Annotated in this window: 22 protein-coding genes; 15 read left to right on the forward strand and 7 right to left on the reverse strand. The window is 66.7% G+C overall.

Going from position 1 to position 21,118, the window contains the following annotated elements; translation table 11 throughout:
- Positions 1–27: 27 nt before the first annotated feature.
- Complete coding sequence (locus tag AC3WLE_RS17780; RefSeq protein WP_492352811.1) at positions 28–615, forward strand: malonic semialdehyde reductase; 588 nt, start codon at positions 28–30, stop codon at positions 613–615.
- Between the two features lie 79 nt (positions 616–694).
- On the opposite strand, the gene AC3WLE_RS17785 is transcribed toward AC3WLE_RS17780, so the two are convergent.
- The 3 genes from AC3WLE_RS17785 to AC3WLE_RS17795 are packed head-to-tail and all read right to left on the reverse strand — an operon-like array spanning position 695 to position 3,983.
- A complete protein-coding gene (locus tag AC3WLE_RS17785) occupies positions 695–1,420 on the reverse strand; it encodes a Coq4 family protein (protein WP_492356904.1) in 726 nt (241 codons plus the stop codon).
- Between the two features lie 17 nt (positions 1,421–1,437).
- Positions 1,438–2,421: an alpha/beta fold hydrolase gene (locus AC3WLE_RS17790; protein ID WP_492320862.1), complete on the reverse strand. Its 984-nt coding sequence runs from the start codon at positions 2,419–2,421 to the stop codon at positions 1,438–1,440.
- Positions 2,418–3,983, reverse strand: coding sequence for a flavin-containing monooxygenase (locus AC3WLE_RS17795; RefSeq protein WP_492356905.1), 1,566 nt, complete (start codon positions 3,981–3,983; stop codon positions 2,418–2,420). Before AC3WLE_RS17795 ends, AC3WLE_RS17790 begins: the two co-directional genes overlap by 4 nt.
- A gap of 85 nt (positions 3,984–4,068) precedes the next feature.
- On the opposite strand from AC3WLE_RS17795, the gene AC3WLE_RS17800 reads away from it, so the two are divergent.
- Positions 4,069–4,695, forward strand: a complete 627-nt coding sequence (locus tag AC3WLE_RS17800; RefSeq protein ID WP_492320860.1) for a TetR/AcrR family transcriptional regulator — start codon at positions 4,069–4,071, stop codon at positions 4,693–4,695.
- A 15-nt stretch (positions 4,696–4,710) separates the two neighbouring features.
- Here the strand turns inward: AC3WLE_RS17800 and nth are convergent, their stop codons facing one another.
- Complete coding sequence (gene nth / locus AC3WLE_RS17805) at positions 4,711–5,355, reverse strand: endonuclease III (protein WP_011614905.1); 645 nt, start codon at positions 5,353–5,355, stop codon at positions 4,711–4,713.
- Entirely contained in the window at positions 5,352–6,161 is an 810-nt protein-coding gene (gene rsxB, locus AC3WLE_RS17810) for an electron transport complex subunit RsxB (RefSeq protein WP_492356906.1), read from the reverse strand. Before rsxB ends, nth begins: the two co-directional genes overlap by 4 nt.
- Before the next feature lie 293 nt (positions 6,162–6,454).
- Between rsxB and AC3WLE_RS17815 the strand changes: the two genes are divergently transcribed.
- Positions 6,455–7,090: a TetR/AcrR family transcriptional regulator gene (locus AC3WLE_RS17815; RefSeq protein WP_010809035.1), complete on the forward strand. Its 636-nt coding sequence runs from the start codon at positions 6,455–6,457 to the stop codon at positions 7,088–7,090.
- A gap of 52 nt (positions 7,091–7,142) precedes the next feature.
- Here the strand turns inward: AC3WLE_RS17815 and AC3WLE_RS17820 are convergent, their stop codons facing one another.
- Both AC3WLE_RS17820 and AC3WLE_RS17825 read right to left on the reverse strand, forming a co-directional pair.
- Positions 7,143–8,402: a polyhydroxyalkanoate depolymerase gene (locus tag AC3WLE_RS17820; protein WP_492320858.1), complete on the reverse strand. Its 1,260-nt coding sequence runs from the start codon at positions 8,400–8,402 to the stop codon at positions 7,143–7,145.
- Between the two features lie 311 nt (positions 8,403–8,713).
- Positions 8,714–9,910, reverse strand: a complete 1,197-nt coding sequence (locus AC3WLE_RS17825) for an amino acid aminotransferase (protein WP_010809033.1) — start codon at positions 9,908–9,910, stop codon at positions 8,714–8,716.
- A 185-nt stretch (positions 9,911–10,095) separates the two neighbouring features.
- Here AC3WLE_RS17825 and uvrB point away from each other — a divergent pair, with 185 nt between their 5' ends.
- The 12 genes from uvrB (at position 10,096) to hscA (ending at position 21,111) form a co-directional block, all read left to right on the forward strand.
- Positions 10,096–12,180 carry an excinuclease ABC subunit UvrB gene (uvrB, locus tag AC3WLE_RS17830; RefSeq protein WP_492320857.1) on the forward strand — a complete coding sequence of 695 codons (2,085 nt, stop codon included), beginning with the start codon at positions 10,096–10,098 and terminating at the stop codon, positions 12,178–12,180.
- Between the two features lie 97 nt (positions 12,181–12,277).
- Complete coding sequence (locus AC3WLE_RS17835; RefSeq protein ID WP_010809031.1) at positions 12,278–12,499, forward strand: hypothetical protein; 222 nt, start codon at positions 12,278–12,280, stop codon at positions 12,497–12,499.
- Between the two features lie 33 nt (positions 12,500–12,532).
- Positions 12,533–12,775 (forward strand): hypothetical protein, encoded by a 243-nt coding sequence (locus AC3WLE_RS17840; protein WP_035822940.1) that lies wholly within the window; start codon positions 12,533–12,535, stop codon positions 12,773–12,775.
- Between the two features lie 90 nt (positions 12,776–12,865).
- Positions 12,866–13,354, forward strand: a complete 489-nt coding sequence (locus AC3WLE_RS17845; RefSeq protein WP_010809029.1) for a low molecular weight protein-tyrosine-phosphatase — start codon at positions 12,866–12,868, stop codon at positions 13,352–13,354.
- A gap of 87 nt (positions 13,355–13,441) precedes the next feature.
- Positions 13,442–15,538, forward strand: coding sequence for a site-specific recombinase (locus AC3WLE_RS17850; protein WP_492356907.1), 2,097 nt, complete (start codon positions 13,442–13,444; stop codon positions 15,536–15,538).
- A gap of 106 nt (positions 15,539–15,644) precedes the next feature.
- Entirely contained in the window at positions 15,645–16,199 is a 555-nt protein-coding gene (gene iscR, locus AC3WLE_RS17855; protein ID WP_011614910.1) for a Fe-S cluster assembly transcriptional regulator IscR, read from the forward strand.
- 55 nt (positions 16,200–16,254) lie between these two features.
- Complete coding sequence (locus AC3WLE_RS17860; protein ID WP_269446663.1) at positions 16,255–17,478, forward strand: IscS subfamily cysteine desulfurase; 1,224 nt, start codon at positions 16,255–16,257, stop codon at positions 17,476–17,478.
- A gap of 66 nt (positions 17,479–17,544) precedes the next feature.
- The gene (gene iscU / locus AC3WLE_RS17865) at positions 17,545–17,943 is read left to right on the forward strand and encodes a Fe-S cluster assembly scaffold IscU (protein WP_010809025.1); all 399 of its coding nucleotides are present in this window, start codon (positions 17,545–17,547) and stop codon (positions 17,941–17,943) included.
- Positions 17,944–17,986: 43 nt separating this feature from the next.
- The gene (iscA, locus tag AC3WLE_RS17870) at positions 17,987–18,307 is read left to right on the forward strand and encodes an iron-sulfur cluster assembly protein IscA (protein ID WP_010809024.1); all 321 of its coding nucleotides are present in this window, start codon (positions 17,987–17,989) and stop codon (positions 18,305–18,307) included.
- Between the two features lie 25 nt (positions 18,308–18,332).
- A complete protein-coding gene (locus AC3WLE_RS17875) occupies positions 18,333–18,554 on the forward strand; it encodes a DUF3565 domain-containing protein (protein ID WP_010809023.1) in 222 nt (73 codons plus the stop codon).
- A gap of 63 nt (positions 18,555–18,617) precedes the next feature.
- A complete protein-coding gene (gene hscB / locus AC3WLE_RS17880; RefSeq protein WP_492356908.1) occupies positions 18,618–19,136 on the forward strand; it encodes a Fe-S protein assembly co-chaperone HscB in 519 nt (172 codons plus the stop codon).
- Between the two features lie 109 nt (positions 19,137–19,245).
- On the forward strand, positions 19,246–21,111 hold the full coding sequence (gene hscA, locus AC3WLE_RS17885) for a Fe-S protein assembly chaperone HscA (RefSeq protein ID WP_492356909.1): 1,866 nt from the start codon (positions 19,246–19,248) through the stop codon (positions 21,109–21,111).
- Positions 21,112–21,118: the final 7 nt, after the last annotated feature.

Raw genomic sequence — 21,118 nt, forward strand, 5'->3', positions numbered from 1 at the left:
CTCAAATCCCGTACAGGAAAGAAGCGCATGTCCCAGATCGACAACGCCGCGCTGGCGCAGCTGTTCACCGAAGCCCGCACGCACAACGTGTGGCAGGACCGCCACGTGGACGACGCCGTGCTGCACCAGATCTATGAAGCGATGAAGTTCGGCCCGACCGCTGCCAACAGCAGCCCGGCGCGCATCGTGTTCGTCAAGAGCGCCGCCGAGAAGGCGCGCCTGGTGGACTGCGTGTCGGCCGGCAACGCCGACAAGACCCGTTCGGCGCCGGTGACGGCCATCATCGCCTTCGACACCGCCTTCCACGACCAGCTGCCCAAGCTGTTCCCGCATGCCGACGCCCGCTCCTGGTACGCCGGCAACGACGAGAAGATCGCCCGCGACGCGCTGATGAACAGCTCGCTGCAAGGCGGCTACTTCATCCTGGCGGCGCGCGCGCTGGGCCTGGACTGCGGCCCGATGGGCGGCTTCGATGCCGACAAGGTCAACGCGGCCTTCTTCCCCGACGGCAAGTGGCAGGTCAACTTCCTGTGCAACCTGGGCTACGGCGAGGCCGACAAGCTGTTCCCGCGCGGCCCGCGCCTGTCGTTCGACGAAGCCTGCCGCATCGTCTGAACGCGCTGCGCACCAACGGTGCCTGAACAAAAAAAGCGACCCGCTGTGGTCGCTTTTTTTTGCCTGGCACGCAGCGGCTTCAGGCCGTCCATTCCTGCACGGGATTGCAGGCCAGGTAGCGCCGGGGTTCGGCAATGCCAAGCCGCGCGCGGGCCGCGTCGATGGGTTCGTGCAGCAGTTTCTCGTAGTCTTCGCCCAACAGCCATCGGGCGCGCCGGCCGAGACGGTAGCCCTCCAGCACGGCCCGCGCAAAGGCCAGGCTGCCGCTCACGCGCAGGCTTTTCAGCGACGCCGCGATGGCGATGAAGGCCCAGCCCTTGCCGCCGGTCTGCGCATAGCTGAATGCCACCAGCGCGGCTTCGCCAAGGCTTTCATCGGCCCGGTAGCCGGTGAGCACATGCCAGATGTCGTGGATGTCGCGGGTACGCCGGCCGAACCACATGTAGGCGTCCTCGATCAACGGTTCCTGGTCCAGGTTCGAGACCTTGGCCAGCCCGTCAGCGCTGTAGCCGGTCTGTTCCAGGAACGCGCGATAGGCCGCGCCCACCGTGCCCGCTGTGAACCTGGCCACGTAGGCGGGATCGGACAGGCGCTCCGCCAGCTCGATGCGCTGGTAGACCATGCGCCGCCCGTCGGGCGTGTTCAGCAGCCGGTTGAAGTTGCGGGGCATGGACGGCCCGTTGAGCGCGCGCATGATGCGGAACACCTGCTCTGTGTCGTTGCCGTTCGCCATCAGCTTGCGAACGGCCTGGAACGCGGCGAAGACATTGTGCTTGTAGGGGTTGGAACCGGTGGAGGTGGCCATGGGCGGGGCTCCGTGGATCAGGCGACCTGCGCCTGGGCCGGCACGGGTACTTGCAGCCGGGCGGCTGCGTCGCGGACGAAATCGACGCTGGTGTCGATAGCGGTCACCGGCAGCATATGCCCGCCGCTGACCAATGTCAGCGTGGCGCCCGGAACCTTGGCGGCGAGCGCTTCGCCATGCTCGGCAAAATCCAGGATGCGGTCTTCGCGGCCGTAGAGGACACTGACCGGCACGCGCAGCGTGCCGTAGCGGTGCAGCAGCGCGGGCAGGCTCTGCGCGGCGCCGATCAGGTCTTCGGACGCGGCCAGGAAGTGGCGGGGCCGCAGCGCCAGCAGCCCGCCTCCGCGCGTCGGGAAGTCGTCCGGCACCGGGTCCGGGCCGAACACGATGTCCATCACGGCTTCGCGGCGCCGTATCGACATCGGCACCACCAGCGTCCATGCCATCAGCCGGCGCAGCCACGCGCTGGGCACGGTCATGGCCTGGAACACCGGCGAGATCGCCTTGGGCGGGTGCGTGAGCGGCGCGATCAGTGCCAGCCCGCCCACGCGCTCGGGGTGGTGGATGGCCAGTGCCAGCGCAATCGCCCCACCCAGCGAATGGCCCACCACCAGCGGACGCTCCAGGCCAAGCTTGTCGCACAGCGCGGCGAGCGCTGCGGCCTGCGCCGGCAGGTCCGCGGCGCTGCCCGGCGTGCGTATGGAGTGGCCCGCGCCGGGGCGGTCGACGGCGATCACGCGGAAGTGCTCGGCAAGCGGCCCGATCATGCCGTAGCCAAAATTCTCTAACTGGCCGGACAGTCCATGCACCAGCAGCACCGCCGGGCCCTGGCCGCGCTCCACCACGTGCAGCCGCGCGCCGGGCACGTCGACAAAGCGGCCGTGCGGCGGCATGGCGGCTTCGATGCGCCGGGCGGTGCGCCACGTGTACAGATAGAGCGACGCGCCCAGCACCAGGATCAGCCCGATCAGCACCGCGAAAACGGTCAGGACGATGGTCATGATTGCACCTCGCTGGCGGCAACGGCCGGCACCGTGTTGTTGTCGGTGGTGTCCTGGCCGTCCCGGTGCGCCCGGTGTGCCAAGGGAGAGGGAGGCGGGACATCGAACTGCAACACGCCGTCTGCGATGCGCCCGTGCCGGATCGTCAGCAGGTCTTTCAGGTAGTTCTGGTGCACGCGCCAGGGCTTGCGATGACCTTGCCGGGGCAGCACGGTGGCGGCACGCTGCACGTAGCCGGAGGTGAAATCCAGGAACGGGGTCGGCTCTACGTCAGCGGGGGCGCGCGGCACGGCAATGCGGTGGCCGTGGCGATCCATATGACGCAGCAGGCGGCAGACGTACTCGGCCGTGAGGTCGGCCTTGAGCGTCCACGAGGCATTGGTGTACCCGAAGGCCAGCACCAGGTTGGGCACATCGCTCAGCATCATCCCCTTGTAGGCAAGGCATTCGGCGGGGCGGCGCGGCTGGCCGTCCACGCTGAGCGCGATGTCGCCCAGCATGTTCAGCTTGAGGCCGGTGGCTACCACCACGACATCCGCAGCCAGCGTCTTGCCGCTGGCCAGCACGATGCCGTCCTCGGTGAACCGGTCGATGGTGTCGGTCACCACCGATGCGTGACCGTCGCGGATCGCGCGGAACAGGTCGCCGTCGGGCACCAGGCACAGGCGCTGGTCCCACGGCCGGTAGCGGGGCGTGAAGTGGGTGCCGACGTCATAGCCTGGCGCCAGTTGCGCTGCCGCCATTCCGATCAGGCGCTGCCTGACGCGATCCGGCCGGCGCCGCGCCAGCTGGAAGAACATCATGCCCAGCAGCACGTTCTTCCAGCGCGTGGCGGCGTAGGCCAGCCGCTCCGGCAGCACGCGGCGCAGCTTGTGGGCGATGGCGTCCTCGCCGGGGCGCGTCACGATATAGGTGGGAGAGCGCTGCAGCATCGTCACGTGCGCGGCGCTTTTCGCCATGGCCGGCACCAGCGTGACCGCCGTGGCGCCGCTGCCGATCACCACCACGCGCTTGCCGGCATAGTCGAGCGATTCGTTCCAGAACTGAGGATGCACCATGCTGCCGCGGAATTGCGCTTCGCCTGCAAATTCGGGCCGGTGGCCCTCGGCATAGCTGTAATAGCCTGCGCACACATAGAGCAAACGTGTGCGCAAGCGCAGACGGCTGTGGTCCGCCATGCGTTCGGCTTCGACCGTCCAGCAGGCTGCGGCGCTGTCCCATGCCGCGCTGACGACCTTGTGGCCGAAGCGGATATGTGACGTGATGCCGGCCTCTTCGGCGGTTTCGCGGATGTAGGCGCGAATCGACGGCCCGTCGGCGATGGCCTTGGCGCCGCGCCAGGGCTTGAAGCGGTAGCCCAGCGTGTACATGTCCGAATCCGAGCGGATGCCGGGGTAGCGGAACAGGTCCCAGGTGCCGCCCATGGCCTCGCGCGCCTCCAGGATGGCGTAGCGCTTGCCGGGGCAGCGCATTTGCAGCTGGCGCGCGGCGCCGATGCCGGACAGGCCGGCGCCTACGATCAGGACATCAAGGACTGCGTCATCGGGACTTGAGGCGGTCATGGGGGGATCCGGGCGAGTGGCGCTTCTGACAACATAGATTGTCAGAAGCGATCCGGCAAGGAATCTGACAATAGGGAATGTCATAATGGCGCGCATGACGACCGAGCTCACCCCCGCGCGCCGCTACCGTGGCGCCGAAGCCGAAGAACGACGTGCGCAACGCCGCGTGCAGCTGATTGCCGCGGCCGTGCAGGTCTACGGCGAGCGCGGCTACCAGAACGCCACCGTCAAGGCCGTGTGCGAGGCCGCGGGCCTGACCGAACGGTATTTCTATGAGTCGTTCGCCAACAGCGAGGCCTTGCTGCTGGCATCGTTTCAAACGGTGACCCACCGCTTGCTGCACACCCTCGCCCTGGCGGGCGAGGGGGCCGGAGGCGATGGTCAGCAACGCGCGCTGGCCATGCTGCGCGCCTATTTCGGGGCGCTGCAGCGCGAGCCGCGTTCAGCGCGGGTGTTCCTGGTGGAAATCCGCGGCGTCAGCAAGCTGGTCGACGGGGCGCTGGCGGATTCGCTGGATGAATTCGGCGGGCTGCTCGCGCAAGCGCTGCTGCCGCCGGGACGCAAGCTCGATCCGTTGCTGACGGCGGGGGTGGCGGGCGGGGTGGTCCACATCGCCCTGCGCTGGATCACGCACGGCTACGCGCCCGAGGTGGAGATGGTCGCGCGCACCGCGCTACAACTGGCCCTGGTGCTGGCGCACGAGCCGGACTAGGACCCCAGGCCCGGGTTACAGCTGCGGCGCCGGGGTCTTTTCCCTGAACTCGCATAGCGGCTCGATCACGCAGTGCCAGCACTCGGGCTTGCGCGCCTTGCAGACGTAGCGGCCGTGCAGGATCAGCCAGTGGTGGGCATCGTGCAGGAACTCATGCGGCACGCACTTGAGCAGCTTCTGCTCGACGATCTGCACGGTCTTGCCCGGCGCCAGCCCGGTGCGGTTCGCTACCCGGAAGATATGCGTGTCCACCGCGATGGTGGGCTCGCCGAACGCGGTGTTGAGCACCACGTTGGCGGTCTTGCGGCCCACGCCCGGCAGCGCCTCCAGCGCTTCGCGCTCGGGCGGAACCTTGCCGCCGTGGCGCTCGACCAGGATGCGGCAGGTTTCGATCACGTGCTTCGCCTTGGTCTTGTACAGCCCGATGGTCTTGATGTACTCGCTGAGGCCGGCTTCGCCCAGGTCCAGCATCTGCCGCGGGGTATGCGCCACCGGGAACAGCCGCCGCGTGGCCTTGTTGACGCCGACGTCGGTCGCCTGCGCCGACAGCAGCACGGCGATCAGCAGCTCGAACGGCGAGCTGTATTCCAGTTCGGTGGCCGGGGCAGGGTTGGTTTCGCGCAGCGTCTCAAAGATGGCACGGCACTTGGCGGCGTTCATTGTTTTTCTTCCGGGTCGGTATTGGCGTTCTGGCCGGGTCCAGGCTTGGTAAGCCCCGCGCGCGCGCGCCGTGCTTCGGCGGCGTCGATCTGGGCCTGCACCGCAGCCGAGACGTTCTCCGTATTGCGCGGCTGCGCGGCCTGCTGCTTCTGCCGGGCGCGTTCGATGGCGGCCTGGATGATGGCGCGCTTGCGTTCCTGCGCGGCGCGCTCGGCATCGTTTTCCGGCGCTTCGGCCTGCACCGCGGCCAGCTTGGCGGCGGCCTTGGCGGCCAGGCGCGCGTCGTTTTCCTCGCGCTCGCGCACCAGCCGCGCATTGCGCGCCAGGTAGCGCGCGTGCGCGGCATCGGCCTGCGCCTGCGACCACGCGGCCCAGCCGGTGCGCGCGCCGGTGACCGGGACCATGTCGATGCAGTCGACCGGGCAGGGCGCCACGCACAGGTCGCAGCCGGTGCACCAGTCAGGGATCACCGTATGCATCTGCTTGGCGGCGCCGGCAATCGCATCGACCGGGCAGGCCTGGATGCAAAGCGTGCAGCCGATGCAAAGGCTCTCGTCGATGCGGGCCACCGCGCGCAGCTGTTCGCTGCCGCGTTCCGGGTCCAGCGGCAGCGGTTCGGTGCCCAGCACCGCGGCCAGGCGCACAATCCCTTGCGCGCCGCCTGGCGGGCAGCGGTTGCAGGCGGCTTCGCCGCTGGCCATGGCTTCAGCGTAGGGGCGGCAGCCGTTGAAGCCGCATTTGGTGCACTGGGTCTGGGGCAGCAGCGCTTCGATGCGGTCGGCAAGGGATTTGACGGCGGGATTCACGACTACGGGCAGGAAATCAGGGGACAAAACAGGGACCAAGGCCGGATCAACGGTCAAGACACGAAATTTGCGGGGCACTGTGAGGGTTTGGCGACATAACAGCCGAACCCGGCGGCGGACAATAGGCCAGCGACCCTGCGGCACCGGGATCTCTGTGTACCCCTGCGAGCCATCGCGCCGCAAGGATTATCCCCGATTTCGCCGGCGGGCAGAAACGGCGATGATGCGCGCACCGCCGGATTGCCGCATTCCGGCCTATGCCATAATCCGCGCAACGATCGACCAGCCACCCCATGTCAACTGAGCCCAAGACCAAACGCGACCCGGAAGGGACGCGCCGACGCATCCTCGCTGCGGCCACCGAGGAATTCGCCAAGGGGGGGCTGGCCGGCGCCCGCGTCGACCAGATTGCCCGGCGCGCGGAAACCAATGAACGCATGCTGTACTACTACTACGGCAGCAAGGAAGGCCTGTTCCTGGCGGTGCTTGAGAAGCAATACGCCAATTTCCGCGCCGACGAGGAGCAGCTCCACCTGGTCGACGAAGACCCGGTCCAGGGCGTGCGCACGCTGGCGCGTTTCGTCTGGGACTGGTATTACGAGCACCCGGAGTTCATCCGCCTGGTCAACAGCGAGAACCTGCACGAGGCCCGGCACCTGAAGAAGTCGGCGCAGCTGCAGCAGCTGATCAACCCGGTGGTGGATGTGCTGGCCGACGTGATCCGGCGCGGGCAGGAACAAGGCGTGTTCCGCGACGATATCGACGTGCCGCAGTTCTACCTGACGATTTCCGCGCTGGGCTACTACGTGCTGTCCAACCGCTATACCATCAGCGCCGTGATCGGCCGCGACGTGGCCTCGCAGCAGGAGCATGAGCGCTTTGCCGAGCTGCACTCGGAAATGCTGCTCAGCTACCTGAAGAAGCACTGAGCATCCCGGCCCGGCCCCGCAAGAAGAAACGCCCGCAATCGCGGGCGTTTTCTTACCTGGTGGCCGAGGCCTGGTGGTACTTGCGGATAAAGTCGCGCAGCTGCGGGTAGATCTCTTCGCGCCAGCGCCGGCCCGAGAAGATGCCGTAGTGGCCGCAGTGCGCCGCGTTCAGGTGCTGCTTGCGGGTTTTCGGGATGCCGGCGCACAGGTCGTGCGCCGCGGCGGTCTGGCCCGCGCCCGAGATGTCGTCCAGCTCGCCCTCGACAGTCATCAGCGCGGTGCTCTTGATGTCCTGCGGCCGCACCGGATTGCCGTCGATGGCCCAGGTGCCGTTGGCCAGGCGGAATTCCTGGAACACCTCGCGGATGGTGTCGAGGTAGTACTCGGCGGCCATGTCGAGCACCGCGTTGTATTCATCGTAGAAGCGCACGTGGGCTTCGGCGTCATCCGCATCGCCCTCGACCAGGCTCAGGTAGAAGTCATAGTGCGAGGAAAGGTGCCGGTCCGGGTTCATCGCCACGAAACCGGCATGCTGCAAAAAGCCCGGGTAGACGCGGCGGCCGTGGCCGGGGTAGTTGGCCGGCACGGTGTAGATGACGTTGTTCTCGAACCACTCGAACGACTTGTTGGTCGCCAGCGAGTTGACCGCGGTGGGGCTCTTGCGGGCGTCGATCGGGCCGCCCATCATGGTCATGGTGCGCGGCGTCTTCTCGCCGGCCGAGGCCATCAGCGAGATCGCGGCCAGCACCGGCACGGTGGGCTGGCATACCGAGATCACATGCAGGTTCTCGGCGCCGATATGGCGGATGAATTCCTGGATGTAATAGATGTAGTCCGACAGGTGGAACGCGCCTTCCTCGACCGGCACCATGCGTGCGTCGATCCAGTCGGTGACGTAGACCTTGTGGTCCTGCAGCAGCGTGCGCACCGTGTCGCGCAGCAGCGTGGCATGGTGGCCCGACAGCGGCGCGGCCACCAGCACCACCGGCTCATCCTTGAGCAGCTTGATGGTTTCCGGGTCGTCGGCATAGCGCTTGAAGCGCACCAGCTTGCAGAACGGCTTCTCAAACACGGTCTGCTCGACGATGGGGATGTCGCGCCCGTTGGAGCGCACCGACTTGATGTCGAATGCCGGCTTTTCGTATTCCTTGCCGAGCCGGTACAGCAGTTCATAGCCGGCAGCCAGGCGGGGTGCGCCGGGAACCAGCGAGAGCGGGCTGAGGGGGTTGGTGAAGGTCTTGGCGGTCGCCTGGGCCCACGCGGTCAGCGGGTGCAGGATCGAGCGCTGGAACTCATGCAATTGGTAGAGCATGCCTTTTCTGCCTGGGTCTAGCTATGAGGTACGTACTACCAAGTACTAATGTACTGACAATACACCGGGGGATCGTGGCGCCGATTATGCCTTTAATCGAACGACCGTGCTAACGATCTTGCTCTGCAGCATATACCTTAAAGTACTTCCAATGCTGCGGAAAACAATAAGGCAAAAGGCTGATTTCTTGATGACATTGGGCCGATAAATCGCAAACAAATGCAAAAAGCGGCCGAAGCCGCTTTTTGTGCATTGCTTTGTGACGCTTGCGCCAGTCGCCATCCTGCTGCGGGTGGCGATGCCTGGGGCTCTTACATCACAGCTGCGATCGCATCGACGACGGCGTCGATGTTGCGGCTGTTCAGCGCGGCCACGCAGATGCGGCCGGTGCCGACGGCGTAGATGCCGTGCTCGTTGCGCAGGCGGTCCACCTGGGCCGAGGTCAGGCCCGAGTACGAGAACATGCCGCGCTGTGCCTTGACGAAGGAGAAGTCGCCCGGCACGCCCTTGGCGGCCAGCTTGTCCACCAGCGCATGACGCATCAGCTTGATGCGGTCGCGCATCTCGGCCAGTTCTTCTTCCCACATGGCGCGCAGTTCCGGGCTGTTCAGCACGGTGGCGACCACGGTGCCGCCGTGCGTCGGCGGGTTGGAGTAGTTGGTGCGGATCACGCGCTTGACCTGCGACATCACGCGCTGTGCTTCTTCCTTGCTGGTGGTGACGATCGACAGCGCGCCCACGCGCTCGCCGTACAGCGAGAAGCTCTTCGAGAACGAGCTCGACACGAAGAAGGGCAGGCCGGAGTCCGCGAACAGGCGCACGGCGGCGCCGTCCGGGTCGATGCCGTCGGCAAAGCCCTGGTAGGCCATGTCCAGGAACGGGATCAGGTTGCGTTCCTTGACCAGTTCCACCACCTGCTTCCACTGCTCGGGCGACAGGTCCACGCCGGTCGGGTTGTGGCAGCATGCGTGCAGCACGACGATGGTGTTGGCCGGGAACGACTTCAGCGATTCCACCATGCCGGCAAAGTTCAGGCCGTGGCTGGGGGCGTCGTAGTAGGCATAGTTGACCACCGGGAAGCCGGCGGATTCGAACAGTGCGCGGTGGTTTTCCCAGCTCGGGTCGCTGATGGCGACCTTGGCGTCCGGATACAGGCGCTTCAGGAAGTCGGCGCCGATCTTCAGCGCGCCGGTGCCGCCGAGTGCCTGGGCCGTCACCACGCGGCCTTCCGTGATCAGCGGCGATTCCTTGCCGAACAGCAGCGTCTGCACGGCCTGGTCATAGGCGGCGATGCCTTCGATCGGCAGGTAGCCACGCGGCGTGGCGGTGGTCAGGCGTGCCTTTTCTGCCTCCTGGACGGCGCGCAGCAGGGGGATTTTCCCTTCGTCGGTGAAGTACACGCCAACGCCCAGGTTGACCTTGGTCGGGCGGGTATCGGCATTGAAGGCTTCGTTGAGGCCCAGGATCGGGTCGCGCGGGGCCATCTCGACGGCAGAAAACAAACTCATTTGGAATCTCGTGGTCGGCTATGTAAGAAAACGGGAAGGCGTAGAATGCTTCGGACTGCGCTGGGGGCTGACAGGCCCCCGTGACGCTTCCGGCTTGAAGCGGGGGCTGGCAACCCCAAGATTCTAGCGTATTCGCCCCGTATTCCTGAGGTATTTCCCTAATTCCGCCCGTAAATTCGCCCCCTATGTCGAACCTTGCAGAAGCCGCGCCGGCCCTGGACGAAGACAAATTCGTCACATTCCCCGGCTCCCCGTTCCAGCTCTACCAGCCGTTCCCGCCCGCCGGCGACCAGCCGGAGGCCATCCGGCAACTGGTGGAGGGGGTCGAGGACGGCCTGTCGTTCCAGACGCTGCTGGGGGTGACGGGTTCGGGCAAGACCTTCACCATGGCCAATGTGATCGCCCGGATGGGACGGCCGGCGATCGTGTTCGCGCCCAACAAGACGCTGGCGGCCCAGCTCTACGCCGAGTTCCGCGAGTTCTTCCCGCGTAACGCGGTCGAGTACTTCGTCAGCTACTACGACTACTACCAGCCCGAGGCCTACGTCCCGCAGCGCGACCTGTTTATCGAGAAGGACTCGTCGATCAACGAGCATATCGAGCAGATGCGGCTGTCGGCGACCAAGAGCCTGCTGGAGCGCCGCGACACGATCATCGTGGCGACCGTCTCTGCGATCTATGGTATCGGCAACCCGACCGAATACCACCAGATGATTCTCACACTGCGTGCCGGCGACAAGATCAGCCAGCGCGACGTGATCGCGCGCCTGATCGCGATGCAGTACACCCGCAACGAGACCGACTTCCAGCGCGGCACCTTCCGCGTGCGCGGCGACACCATCGACATCTTCCCGGCAGAACACGCCGAGATGGCGGTGCGGCTGGAGATGTTCGACGACGAGGTGGAGTCGCTGCAGTTCTTCGACCCGCTGACTGGCCGCGTGCGCCAGAAGATCCCGCGCTTCACGGTCTACCCGTCGAGCCACTATGTGACCCCGCGCGAGACCGTGCTGCGCGCGATCGAGGCGATCAAGTCGGAGCTGCGCGAGCGGCTGGAGTTCTTCCACAAGGAAAACCGGCTGGTGGAGGCGCAACGGCTCGAGCAGCGCACCCGCTTCGACCTGGAAATGCTGTCCGAGCTGGGCTTCTGCAAGGGCATCGAAAACTATTCGCGGCACCTGTCCGGTGCACGCCCCGGCGATCCGCCGCCGACGCTGGTCGACTACCTGCCGCCCGACGCGCTGATGTTCCTGGACGAGTCGCACGTGCTGATCGGCCAGCTCAACGGCATGTACAACGGCGACCGCGCGCGCAAGACCACGCTGGTGGAGTACGGCTTCCGGCTGCCCTCGGCGCTGGACAACCGGCCGCTGAAGTTCGACGAGTTCGAGCGCAAGATGCGCCAGGTGATGTTTGTTTCGGCCACGCCGGCGCAGTTCGAGCAGGACAATGCCGGGCAGGTGGTGGAGCAGGTGGTGCGTCCGACCGGGCTGGTCGATCCCATCATCATGGTGCGCCCGGCGACCACGCAGGTGGATGACCTGCTGTCGGAAATCCACGCCCGCGTGGAGGTTGGCGAACGCGTGCTGGTGACCACGCTGACCAAGCGCATGGCCGAGCAGCTGACCGAGTTCCTGTCCGAGAACGGCGTCAAGGTGCGCTACCTGCACTCGGACATCGACACCGTCGAGCGCGTGGAGATCATCCGCGACCTGCGCCTGGGCACCTTCGACGTGCTGGTGGGCATCAACCTGCTGCGCGAAGGCCTGGATATTCCCGAGGTGTCGCTGGTGGCGATCCTCGATGCGGACAAGGAAGGCTTCCTGCGCGCCGAGCGCTCGCTGATCCAGACCATCGGGCGCGCCGCGCGCAACGTCAACGGTACCGCGATCCTGTACGCGGACCGCATGACCGAGTCGATGAAGAAGGCCATTGGCGAGACCGAGCGCCGCCGCGCCAAGCAGATCGCCTTCAACGAGGCCAACGGCATCACGCCGCGCGGCGTGGTCAAGCGCATCAAGGACATCATCGACGGCGTCTACAGCGTCAACGATGCCAGGGCCGAGCTGCTGGCGGCGCAGGAGCAGGCCCGCTACGAGGACATGAGCGAGAAGCAGGTCTCCAAGGAAATCAAGCGTTTGGAGAAGCTCATGCTCGACCACGCCCGCAACCTGGAGTTCGAGCAGGCGGCGCAGGTGCGCGACCAGCTGGCCAAGCTCAAGGCGCAGGTGTTCGGCGCCAGCGGAGAGAGCGCGCTGCCGCCTGCCTGATACGCCGCACCGCCACGCGCGCTTCGCCTATAGTGAAATTCGCGGCGGCGCCGGTCATGAAGGGTGAAAGCGCGAAGGCTGCCGCGAAGGAGGCAAGATGGAACGCCAGTTTGAATACGGCGGCTACGCGGTCGTGGTCAGCGCGGTCCCCAATGCCGCCGGCGGGTTTGCGGCGCAGATGCGCATCGCCGATGCCTTCGGCGAGCCTTCCGGCCCCAGCTACGAGGCGATTGCGGGCGACGCGCCCACGCCCGAAGGGGCCATCGCCCTGGCGGAGGCCGGCGCCATGCGCGCGATCGACGCCGGCGAGGTCAACTAGCCAGGTATCCCCCATTTTCCGTGGAGAACCACAATGACCGATATCGGTGAATGGAAGAAGAAGGTCTATGAAACCCACGAAGTGCAGGTCCAGGTCAAACAGCGCTCACAGAGCGAATGGTCCTACACCGTGCGCGTCTGCCGCCCCGGTACCAATATTCGCGCCGCCGGCACGCTGACCGAGACCTCGCGCATCACCGAGCACTACAAATCGCGCGAGGCCGCGGAAGTGGCCGGGTTTGCGCACGGCGAGCGGCTGGCCAAGCAGCTGGCCTGAAGGGCTGCGGGTAGAATTGCGGCTGTCCGGCCGGCGGCCCTCCCGTGTGCCGCTGCGCCCGCCGTTCCACTCCCGCCTAGCCGTGATTCGATGAAGACATACGCCATCCTGATGTGTTGCATGGGAAACATCTGCCGTTCCCCGACGGCGGAGGGCGTGCTGCGCGCCAAGCTGGCTGCGGCGGGGCTGGACGCGCTGGTGGAACTGGATTCGGCGGGCACGCATGAATACCACCTGGGCCGCGCACCCGATCCCCGCACCCAGCGCCACGCGCTGCAGCGCGGCTATGACCTGTCCGCGCTGCGCGCGCGCAAGGTCGGCCTGCCTGACTTCGACCGCTTCGACCTGATCCTGGCGATGGACCGCGAGAACCTGGCCGGCCTGGCGCGGCTGCGCCCCGATGCTGGCGCCAAGCTGCGCCTGCTGATGAGCTTCGCCACCCGCCACGACGCCGACGAGGTGCCGGACCCCTACTACGGCGAAGGCGATGGCTTCGAGCGCGTGCTCGACTACATCGAAGATGCCTGCGACGGCCTGGTGGCCGAGTTGCGCCAGCGCCTGCAAGGCAACGCCGGCTGATCCCGGCGCCCGCTCCGTCGTCCTTTCTGCGGCCCGCGCCGCGACGCTACCAGCGCCGCGGCCGGCGGCCCGATCCCACGAGAATCCATGCTTCACAAACTGTTCCGCAAATGGCGCGAATCGCGCAATGCCAGCCTGCAGCTCGACGCCATCCTGGCCGCTGCCGATCCTGAGGCGCCGCTGGCCGAGCGCAACGGCTGGCTGATCGAGCTGGGCTTCTGGATCCGCCGCGATGGCGGGCTGGGTGCCGATGCTGACAGCCAGGAACCTGGCACGGACCGCCGCCACCCCGAGCATGTGCGGCTGCGCTACCTGCTGCAGGTGCTGGAGCGGCATCCCGACTGGGCCGGGCGTTTTGCCCTGACGGTGCGCAGCCTGGTGCGCGAGAACGACCCCACCGGACTGTTCTGCGATACCGGCGTGGCCCTGCACCCGGGCTTCGTCAGCGAGATGGTGGGCCGGCTGCAGAACCGCTTCCTGCCGCCGCCGCCCAACCGCAGCGACATGGCGGGGCTGTTTGCGCTGGTGTTCGTCGGGGATGAGGACGCGGAGTGGGTCGAAGCCATCGACGACGGGCTGCTTGCGCGGCTGGCGCGCGTGCTGCAGGCCGGCAGCGCCGGGGGCGAAGCGGCGGGCATGGCGCACTATCGCGATGCGCTGGGCCAGACGCTGGCCACCAGCATCGCGGTGCTGGTCAGTCAGGTGCGCGCCACCGGCCTGAGCCAGGCGATCCGTTCGCGCCTGGCCGGGCGCGTGGCAGAGACACCGTTCTTCCGCCTGGACGAGGCCATCCAGGCCTTGTGTGAAGAGGGCCTGCGCCATGACGACAACAGCTTCGGCCACCGCCTGAACTACTTCCGCGCGCTGCTGGACGGCTGCCATGCCGCGATCCGCCAGGTGTATGAGGACCTGGAAGACAACGGCGTGTCGGTCGAGGTGGTGTTCCAGATCGAGCGCATGAAGGTGCAGCTCAGCCGCATCGAGCTGCTGCTGGCGGCCTGGGTCGAGCCCCACCGGCCCGGCATGCATGCGCACATGGTGGCCGAGCTGATCCGATCGACCCAGGCCCGGCGCAGCATCTCGCACCTGGCCGGCACCTCGTTCGCGCAACTGGCGCGCAAGGTGGTGGAGCGCTCGGCCGAGACCGGCGAGCACTACATCACGCGCGACCGCAAGGAATACGCCGAGCTGGTGCGCGCCGCGGCCGGCGGCGGCCTGGTCTCGGTCGCCACCGTGTACCTGAAGTTCCTGATCTACGGCCTGCACCTGGACAAGTTCAGTGAGGGGCTGCTGGCCTCGCTCAACTACGCCGGCAGCTTCCTGGCCATCCACTTTGCGCACTTCACGCTGGCGACCAAGCAGCCGGCCATGACCGGGCCGGCGCTGGCGCACCGGCTGGACGGGGCCGGGCGGCCGGAGGGGCGCGAGATATTTGTCGACGACACCATTGCCATGATCCGCTCCAACGCGGCGGCGATCGTCGGCAACCTCGCGGTGGTGTTCCCGGTGGCGCTGGGGATGCAGTGGCTGGCGCACAAGCTGCTGGGCACCAACCTGATCACGCCGGCCAAGGCGATTGCCACCATCGAGTCGTTCTCGATCCTGGGCCCGACGCCGCTCTATGCCGCCTTCACCGGCGTGCTGCTGTGGCTGTCCAGCCTGATTGCCGGCTGGGCCGACAACTGGTTCGCGCTGCATCGCGTGCATGACGTGATGGCCTACAGCCGGCGCCTCCAGTACGTGCTGGGTGCGCGCGGCGCCACCCGGCTGGCGGATTTCTGGAAGCGCAACCTGTCGGGCATAGCCGCCAACGTGTCGCTGGGCCTGCTGCTGGGGCTGGGGCCGGAAATCCTGAGCTTCTTCGGGCCCCATACGGAAGTGCGCCATGTGACGCTGTCGACGGGCTCGGTCGGCGCTGCCATCGGCGTGCTGGGGCTGGATGCGCTGCGCATGCCGTCGCTGTGGCTGGCGGTGGCGGGCATTGCGCTGATGGGGATGCTGAACGTGGCAGTGAGCTTCGCGCTGGCGTTCAATATGGCGCTGCGGTCACGCAACCTGCGGCGCGTGGACCGCGCCGAACTGAGCGCGGCCGTGCGGCGGCGCATCCTGAAGCACCCGTTGTCGCTGGTGATGCCGCCGCGCGCGGCAGGCCCGGAGACGGCCGCGCGCGGGCGCGAAGCGTGATCGGGGCGTGGTGCGCTGCGGCAGGGGTAGTTGACTGAATTAGTCGGGTACCTTTATACTTGACGGAAACGATCAAGTATTAGCTTCACCCCCAGAGCCCTGCACCATGAGACTGACCACCAAAGGCCGCTTCGCGGTCACTGCGATGATCGACCTGGCCATGCGCCAGGACCAGGGACCGGTCACGCTCGCCGGCATCAGCCAGCGGCAAAAGATCTCGTTGTCCTACCTGGAGCAGCTGTTTGGCAAGCTGCGCCGGCACGAGATTGTTGAAAGCGTGCGCGGCCCGGGCGGCGGCTACAGTCTGGCGCGCAAGGCCGAAGACGTCACCGTGGCGGACATCATCATCGCCGTGGACGAGCCCCTGGATGCCACCCAGTGCGGCGGCAAGGGCAATTGTAACGGAGATGACGGCTCCGGGCGCTGCATGACCCACGAACTGTGGGCGACGCTGAACCAGAAGATGGTCGAGTACCTCGACTCCGTTTCCCTCAAGAACCTGGTGGACCAGCAACGCGAGCGCCAGCCTGCCGTGCTGCACGACATGCGCGAAGACGCCGCGCAGCCGGTCGCGGCCGCTGCGCGCGGCAAGGCCGACAAGCAGGAAAAGCCGGTCCGGGCCAGAATGGTGAATTCAGTTTTCAGCCTGGCGCAGTCCTGAGCGCGCCCAGGCAACGACAGCAAAACAGCGATCAGCGGTCCCTAACAAGGCAGTCATAACGATGAGCACCCCACATTTCCCCATCTACATGGATTACTCGGCCACCACGCCGGTGGACCCGCGCGTGGCGGACAAGATGATTCCGTACCTGCGCGAGCAGTTCGGCAACCCCGCCTCGCGCAGCCACGCGTACGGCTGGGAAGCGGAGCGCGCGGTGGAAGAAGCACGTGAGCAGGTGGCCGCACTGGTCGGCGCCGACCCGCGCGAGATCGTGTGGACCTCGGGTGCAACCGAATCGAACAACCTGGCGATCAAGGGCGCCGCGAACTTCTATTCGGGCAAGGGCAAGCACATCATCACCCTGAAGACCGAGCACAAGGCCGTGCTCGACACCACGCGCGAGCTGGAGCGCCAGGGCTTTGAAGTGACCTACCTGGACGTGAAGGAAAACGGCCTGCTCGACATGGAAGTGTTCAAGCAGGCGCTGCGCCCGGACACCATCCTGGTCTCGGTGATGCTGGTCAACAACGAGATCGGCGTGATCCAGGACGTCGCGCAGATCGGCGAGATCTGCCGCGAGAAGGGCATCATCTTCCATTGCGACGCCGCGCAGGCGACCGGCAAGGTGGCGATCGACCTGGGCAAGCTGAAGTGCGACCTGATGTCGTTCTCGGCCCACAAGACCTACGGCCCCAAGGGCATCGGCGCGCTGTACGTGCGCCGCAAGCCGCGCGTGCGCATCGAGGCGCAGATGCACGGCGGCGGCCATGAGCGCGGCATGCGCTCGGGCACGCTGGCCACGCACCAGATCGTCGGCATGGGCGAAGCCTTCCGCATCGCCCGCGAAGAGATGGCGACCGAGAACGAACGCATCCGCATGCTGCGCGACCGCCTGTGGAACGGCCTGTCGGACATGGAAGAGGTCTACCTGAACGGCGACCTGGAACAGCGCGTGCCGCACAACCTGAATGTCAGCTTCAACTTCGTCGAAGGCGAATCGCTGATCATGGCGATCAAGGACGTGGCGGTGTCGTCGGGTTCGGCCTGCACCTCGGCCTCGCTGGAGCCGTCGTATGTGCTGCGCGCGCTGGGCCGCAACGACGAACTGGCCCACAGCTCGATCCGCTTCACGGTGGGCCGCTTCACCACCGAGCAGGAGATCGACTACACCATCGAACTGCTCAAGAGCAAGATCGGCAAGCTGCGCGACCTGTCGCCGCTGTGGGAAATGTTCAAGGACGGCGTCGATTTGAATTCGATCCAGTGGGCCGCGCACTGACGCGCCCGCACAGATCATCAGAACAAAAAGCAATACCCCCGCAAAGATACGCAAGAGGTAAGCAAAATGTCATACAGCACCAAGGTTCTCGACCACTATGAAAACCCCCGCAACGTCGGTTCGTTCGATAAGAACGACGATGCGGTCGGCACCGGCATGGTCGGTGCGCCGGCCTGCGGCGACGTGATGAAGCTGCAGATCAAGGTCAACGAGGCGGGCGTGATCGAAGACGCCAAGTTCAAGACCTACGGCTGCGGCTCGGCCATTGCCTCGTCCTCGCTCGTGACCGAGTGGGTCAAGGGCAAGACCGTGGACCAGGCGCTGGAGATCAAGAACACCCAGATCGCCGAAGAACTGGCGCTGCCGCCGGTGAAGATCCACTGCTCGATCCTGGCCGAAGACGCGATCAAGGCCGCCGTCGAAGACTACAAGAAGAAGCACGGCGCCGAGCAGAAGGCTGCCTGATTCTGTCGCACTGACCACGGCATCGACGAAGGAAGACGCAACGATGATCACCATGACCGAGAAGGCGGCCAAGCATGTGGCCCGCTACCTGGAGCGCCGCGGCAAGGGCGTGGGCCTGCGCCTGGGCGTGAAGACCACCGGCTGCTCGGGCCTGGCCTACAAGCTGGAATACGTCGACGAGCTGCTGCCGGAAGACGCGGTGTTCGAATCGCACGGCATCAAGGTCATCGTCGACGCCAAGAGCCTGCCGTATATCGACGGCACCGAACTCGACTACGCACGTGAAGGGTTGAACGAAGGTTTTCGCTTCAACAACCCCAACGTCAAGGACGAGTGCGGCTGCGGCGAGTCCTTCACGGTCTGAGGCGCGCCAGCGCAAGCAAGCCCCGGTGGAGCGCAGCATCGTCGGGTTCCGCCGGGACGAGGAAGGCCACTGGGTGGCCGAACTCGAATGCGGGCACGGCCAGCATATGCGGCACGACCCGCCATGGCAGTCGCGGCCATGGACGCAAAGCGAGCAGGGCCGCGCCGGCATGATCGGCATGCGGGTGAACTGCCTGAAGTGCGACCGCAACGAACCGCCGGCCGAGTGGGCACGCAAGCCCGCCTGAGCGGCACCGTGGCGGCAATGGACAAAGGGGCGGCGCGGCCGCTCTTTTTTCTTGGGGAAGCAGTTGAAAGACGATTTTTTTGCGCTGTTCGGCCTGCCGGCGCAGTACGGCGTCGATGAAGCCGCGCTGGATGCGGCGTACCGCACCGTGCAGTCGCAGGCGCATCCGGACCGCTTTGCCAAGGCGGGCGCCGCCGAGCGCCGCGTGGCCATGCAATGGGCCGCGCATGCCAATGAAGCCTACCGTACGCTGCGCCAGCCGTTGCGGCGCGCGACCTACCTGCTGAAGCTGCGCGGCGTCGATGTGCAGGCCGAGAACAACACGGCCATGACGCCGGCCTTCCTGATGCAGCAGATGGAATGGCGCGAAGCGCTGCAGGAAGCGGTGGAAGAGCGCGCAGTGGACCGGCTCGATGCGCTGCTGCGCGAGCTGCGCCAGGAAAAGCGCGAGCGCCACGAAGCACTGGGCGCGTTGCTGGATTCCGGCGACAACGAGGCGGCTGGCGGCGCGGTGCGGCAACTGATGTTTATCGAGAAGATTGAGCACGATACCAGCGAGGCCATCGACCGGCTGGAACACTGACCGGCACGTTTGCCGGGGCCGTGACACAATGGCGCCCGGCGCGAAAACCGCTCCCCAATGCCACCCGCATGGCGGTTTCCACTGCCGCACAAGACAGCAAAGAAATACCATGGCACTGCTCCAGATTTCCGAACCCGGCATGTCGCCGGCGCCCCACCAACGCCGCCTGGCCGTCGGCATCGACCTCGGCACCACCAATTCGCTGGTGGCCGCGGTGCGCAGCAGCATTCCCGAGGTGCTGGGCGACGAGCGCGGCCGCGCGCTGCTGCCCTCGGTCGTGCGCTACCTGCCGGACCGTACCGCCCATATCGGCTACCGGGCCCAGGAAGAAGCGGTGCGCGATCCCAAGAACACCATCGTCTCGGTCAAGCGCTTCATGGGCCGCGGCCTGCGCGACGTGGCCAATATCGAGCACAGCCCGTATGACTTTGTCGACGCGCCGGGCATGCTGCAGATCAAGACCGCCGCCGGCGTAAAGAGCCCGGTGGAGATCTCGGCCGAGATCCTGGCCACGCTGCGCCAGCGCGCTGAAGACACGCTGGGCGACGACCTGGTCGGCGCCGTCATCACGGTGCCGGCCTACTTCGACGAGGCCCAGCGCCAGGCGACCAAGGACGCCGCGCGCCTGGCCGGCCTGGAAGTGCTGCGCCTGCTCAACGAGCCCACTGCCGCGGCCATTGCCTACGGCCTGGACAATGCCTCGGAAGGCATCTACGCGGTCTACGACCTGGGCGGCGGCACCTTCGATATCTCGGTGCTCAAGCTGACGCAGGGCGTGTTCGAGGTGCTGGCCACCGGCGGCGACTCGGCCCTCGGCGGCGATGACTTCGACCAGCGCCTGCTGTGCTGGATCGTCGAGCAGGCCAGCCTGCAGCCGCTATCGGCGCAGGACATGCGCCTGCTGATGGTGCGGGCGCGCGCGGCCAAGGAAGCGCTGTCGGAAAGCGACAGCACCGTGATCGACGCCGTGCTGGAGTCCGGCGAGATCGTCCACCTGACGCTGACTGTCGAGATCTTCGACCAGGTCACCGCGCACCTGGTGCAGAAGACCCTGGCGCCGGTGCGCAAGGCGCTGCGCGACGCGGGCGTCGCGCCCGACGAGGTCAAGGGCGTGGTGCTGGTCGGCGGCGCCACGCGCATGCCGTCGATCCGCAAGGCCGTGGGCGACTACTTCGGCCAGACCCCGCTGACCAACCTCGATCCGGACCGCGTGGTGGCGCTGGGCGCCGCGATGCAGGCCAACCTGCTGGCCGGCAACCATGCCCCGGGCGAAGACTGGCTGCTGCTCGACGTGATCCCGCTGTCGCTGGGCGTCGAGACCATGGGCGGCCTGGTCGAGAAGATCATCCCGCGCAACAGCACCATCCCGGTGGCGCGCGCGCAGGAATTCACCACCTTCAAGGATGGCCAGACCGCGATGGCGATCCACGTGCTGCAGGGCGAGCGCGAGCTGGCCAGCGACTGCCGCTCGCTGGCGCGCTTCGAGCTGCGCGGCATCCCGCCGATGGTGGCGGGCGCGGCGCGCATCCGCGTGACCTACCAGGTCGATGCAGACGGGCTGCTGTCGGTGACCGCGCGCGAAACGCATTCGGGCGTGGAAGCCGCGGTCACGGTCAAGCCGTCGTACGGCCTGGCCGACGACGATATCGCGCGCATGCTGCAGGAAAGCTTCCGCGAAGCCGAGCACGACATGAAGAGCCGCGCGCTGGCCGAAGAGCGCGTGGAAGCCGACCGGCTGGTCGAGGCCACGCAGCGCGCGCTGGAAACCGATGGCGACCTGCTGTCGGCGGAAGAGCGCACCGCGGTCGAGGCGCTGATGGCTACGGTGCGCGAGATCGCCTCCGGCGAAGACCACCACGCCATCCACGCCGCGGTGGAGAAGCTGTCGCACGGTACCGACGAATTCGCCGCCCGCCGCATGGACCGTTCGATCAAGAGCGCGCTGGCCGGGCGCAAGGTGCAGGAGCTGGGCTGATCACCGG

This window comes from Cupriavidus sp. FW306-1B-F12B (assembly GCF_058781795.1).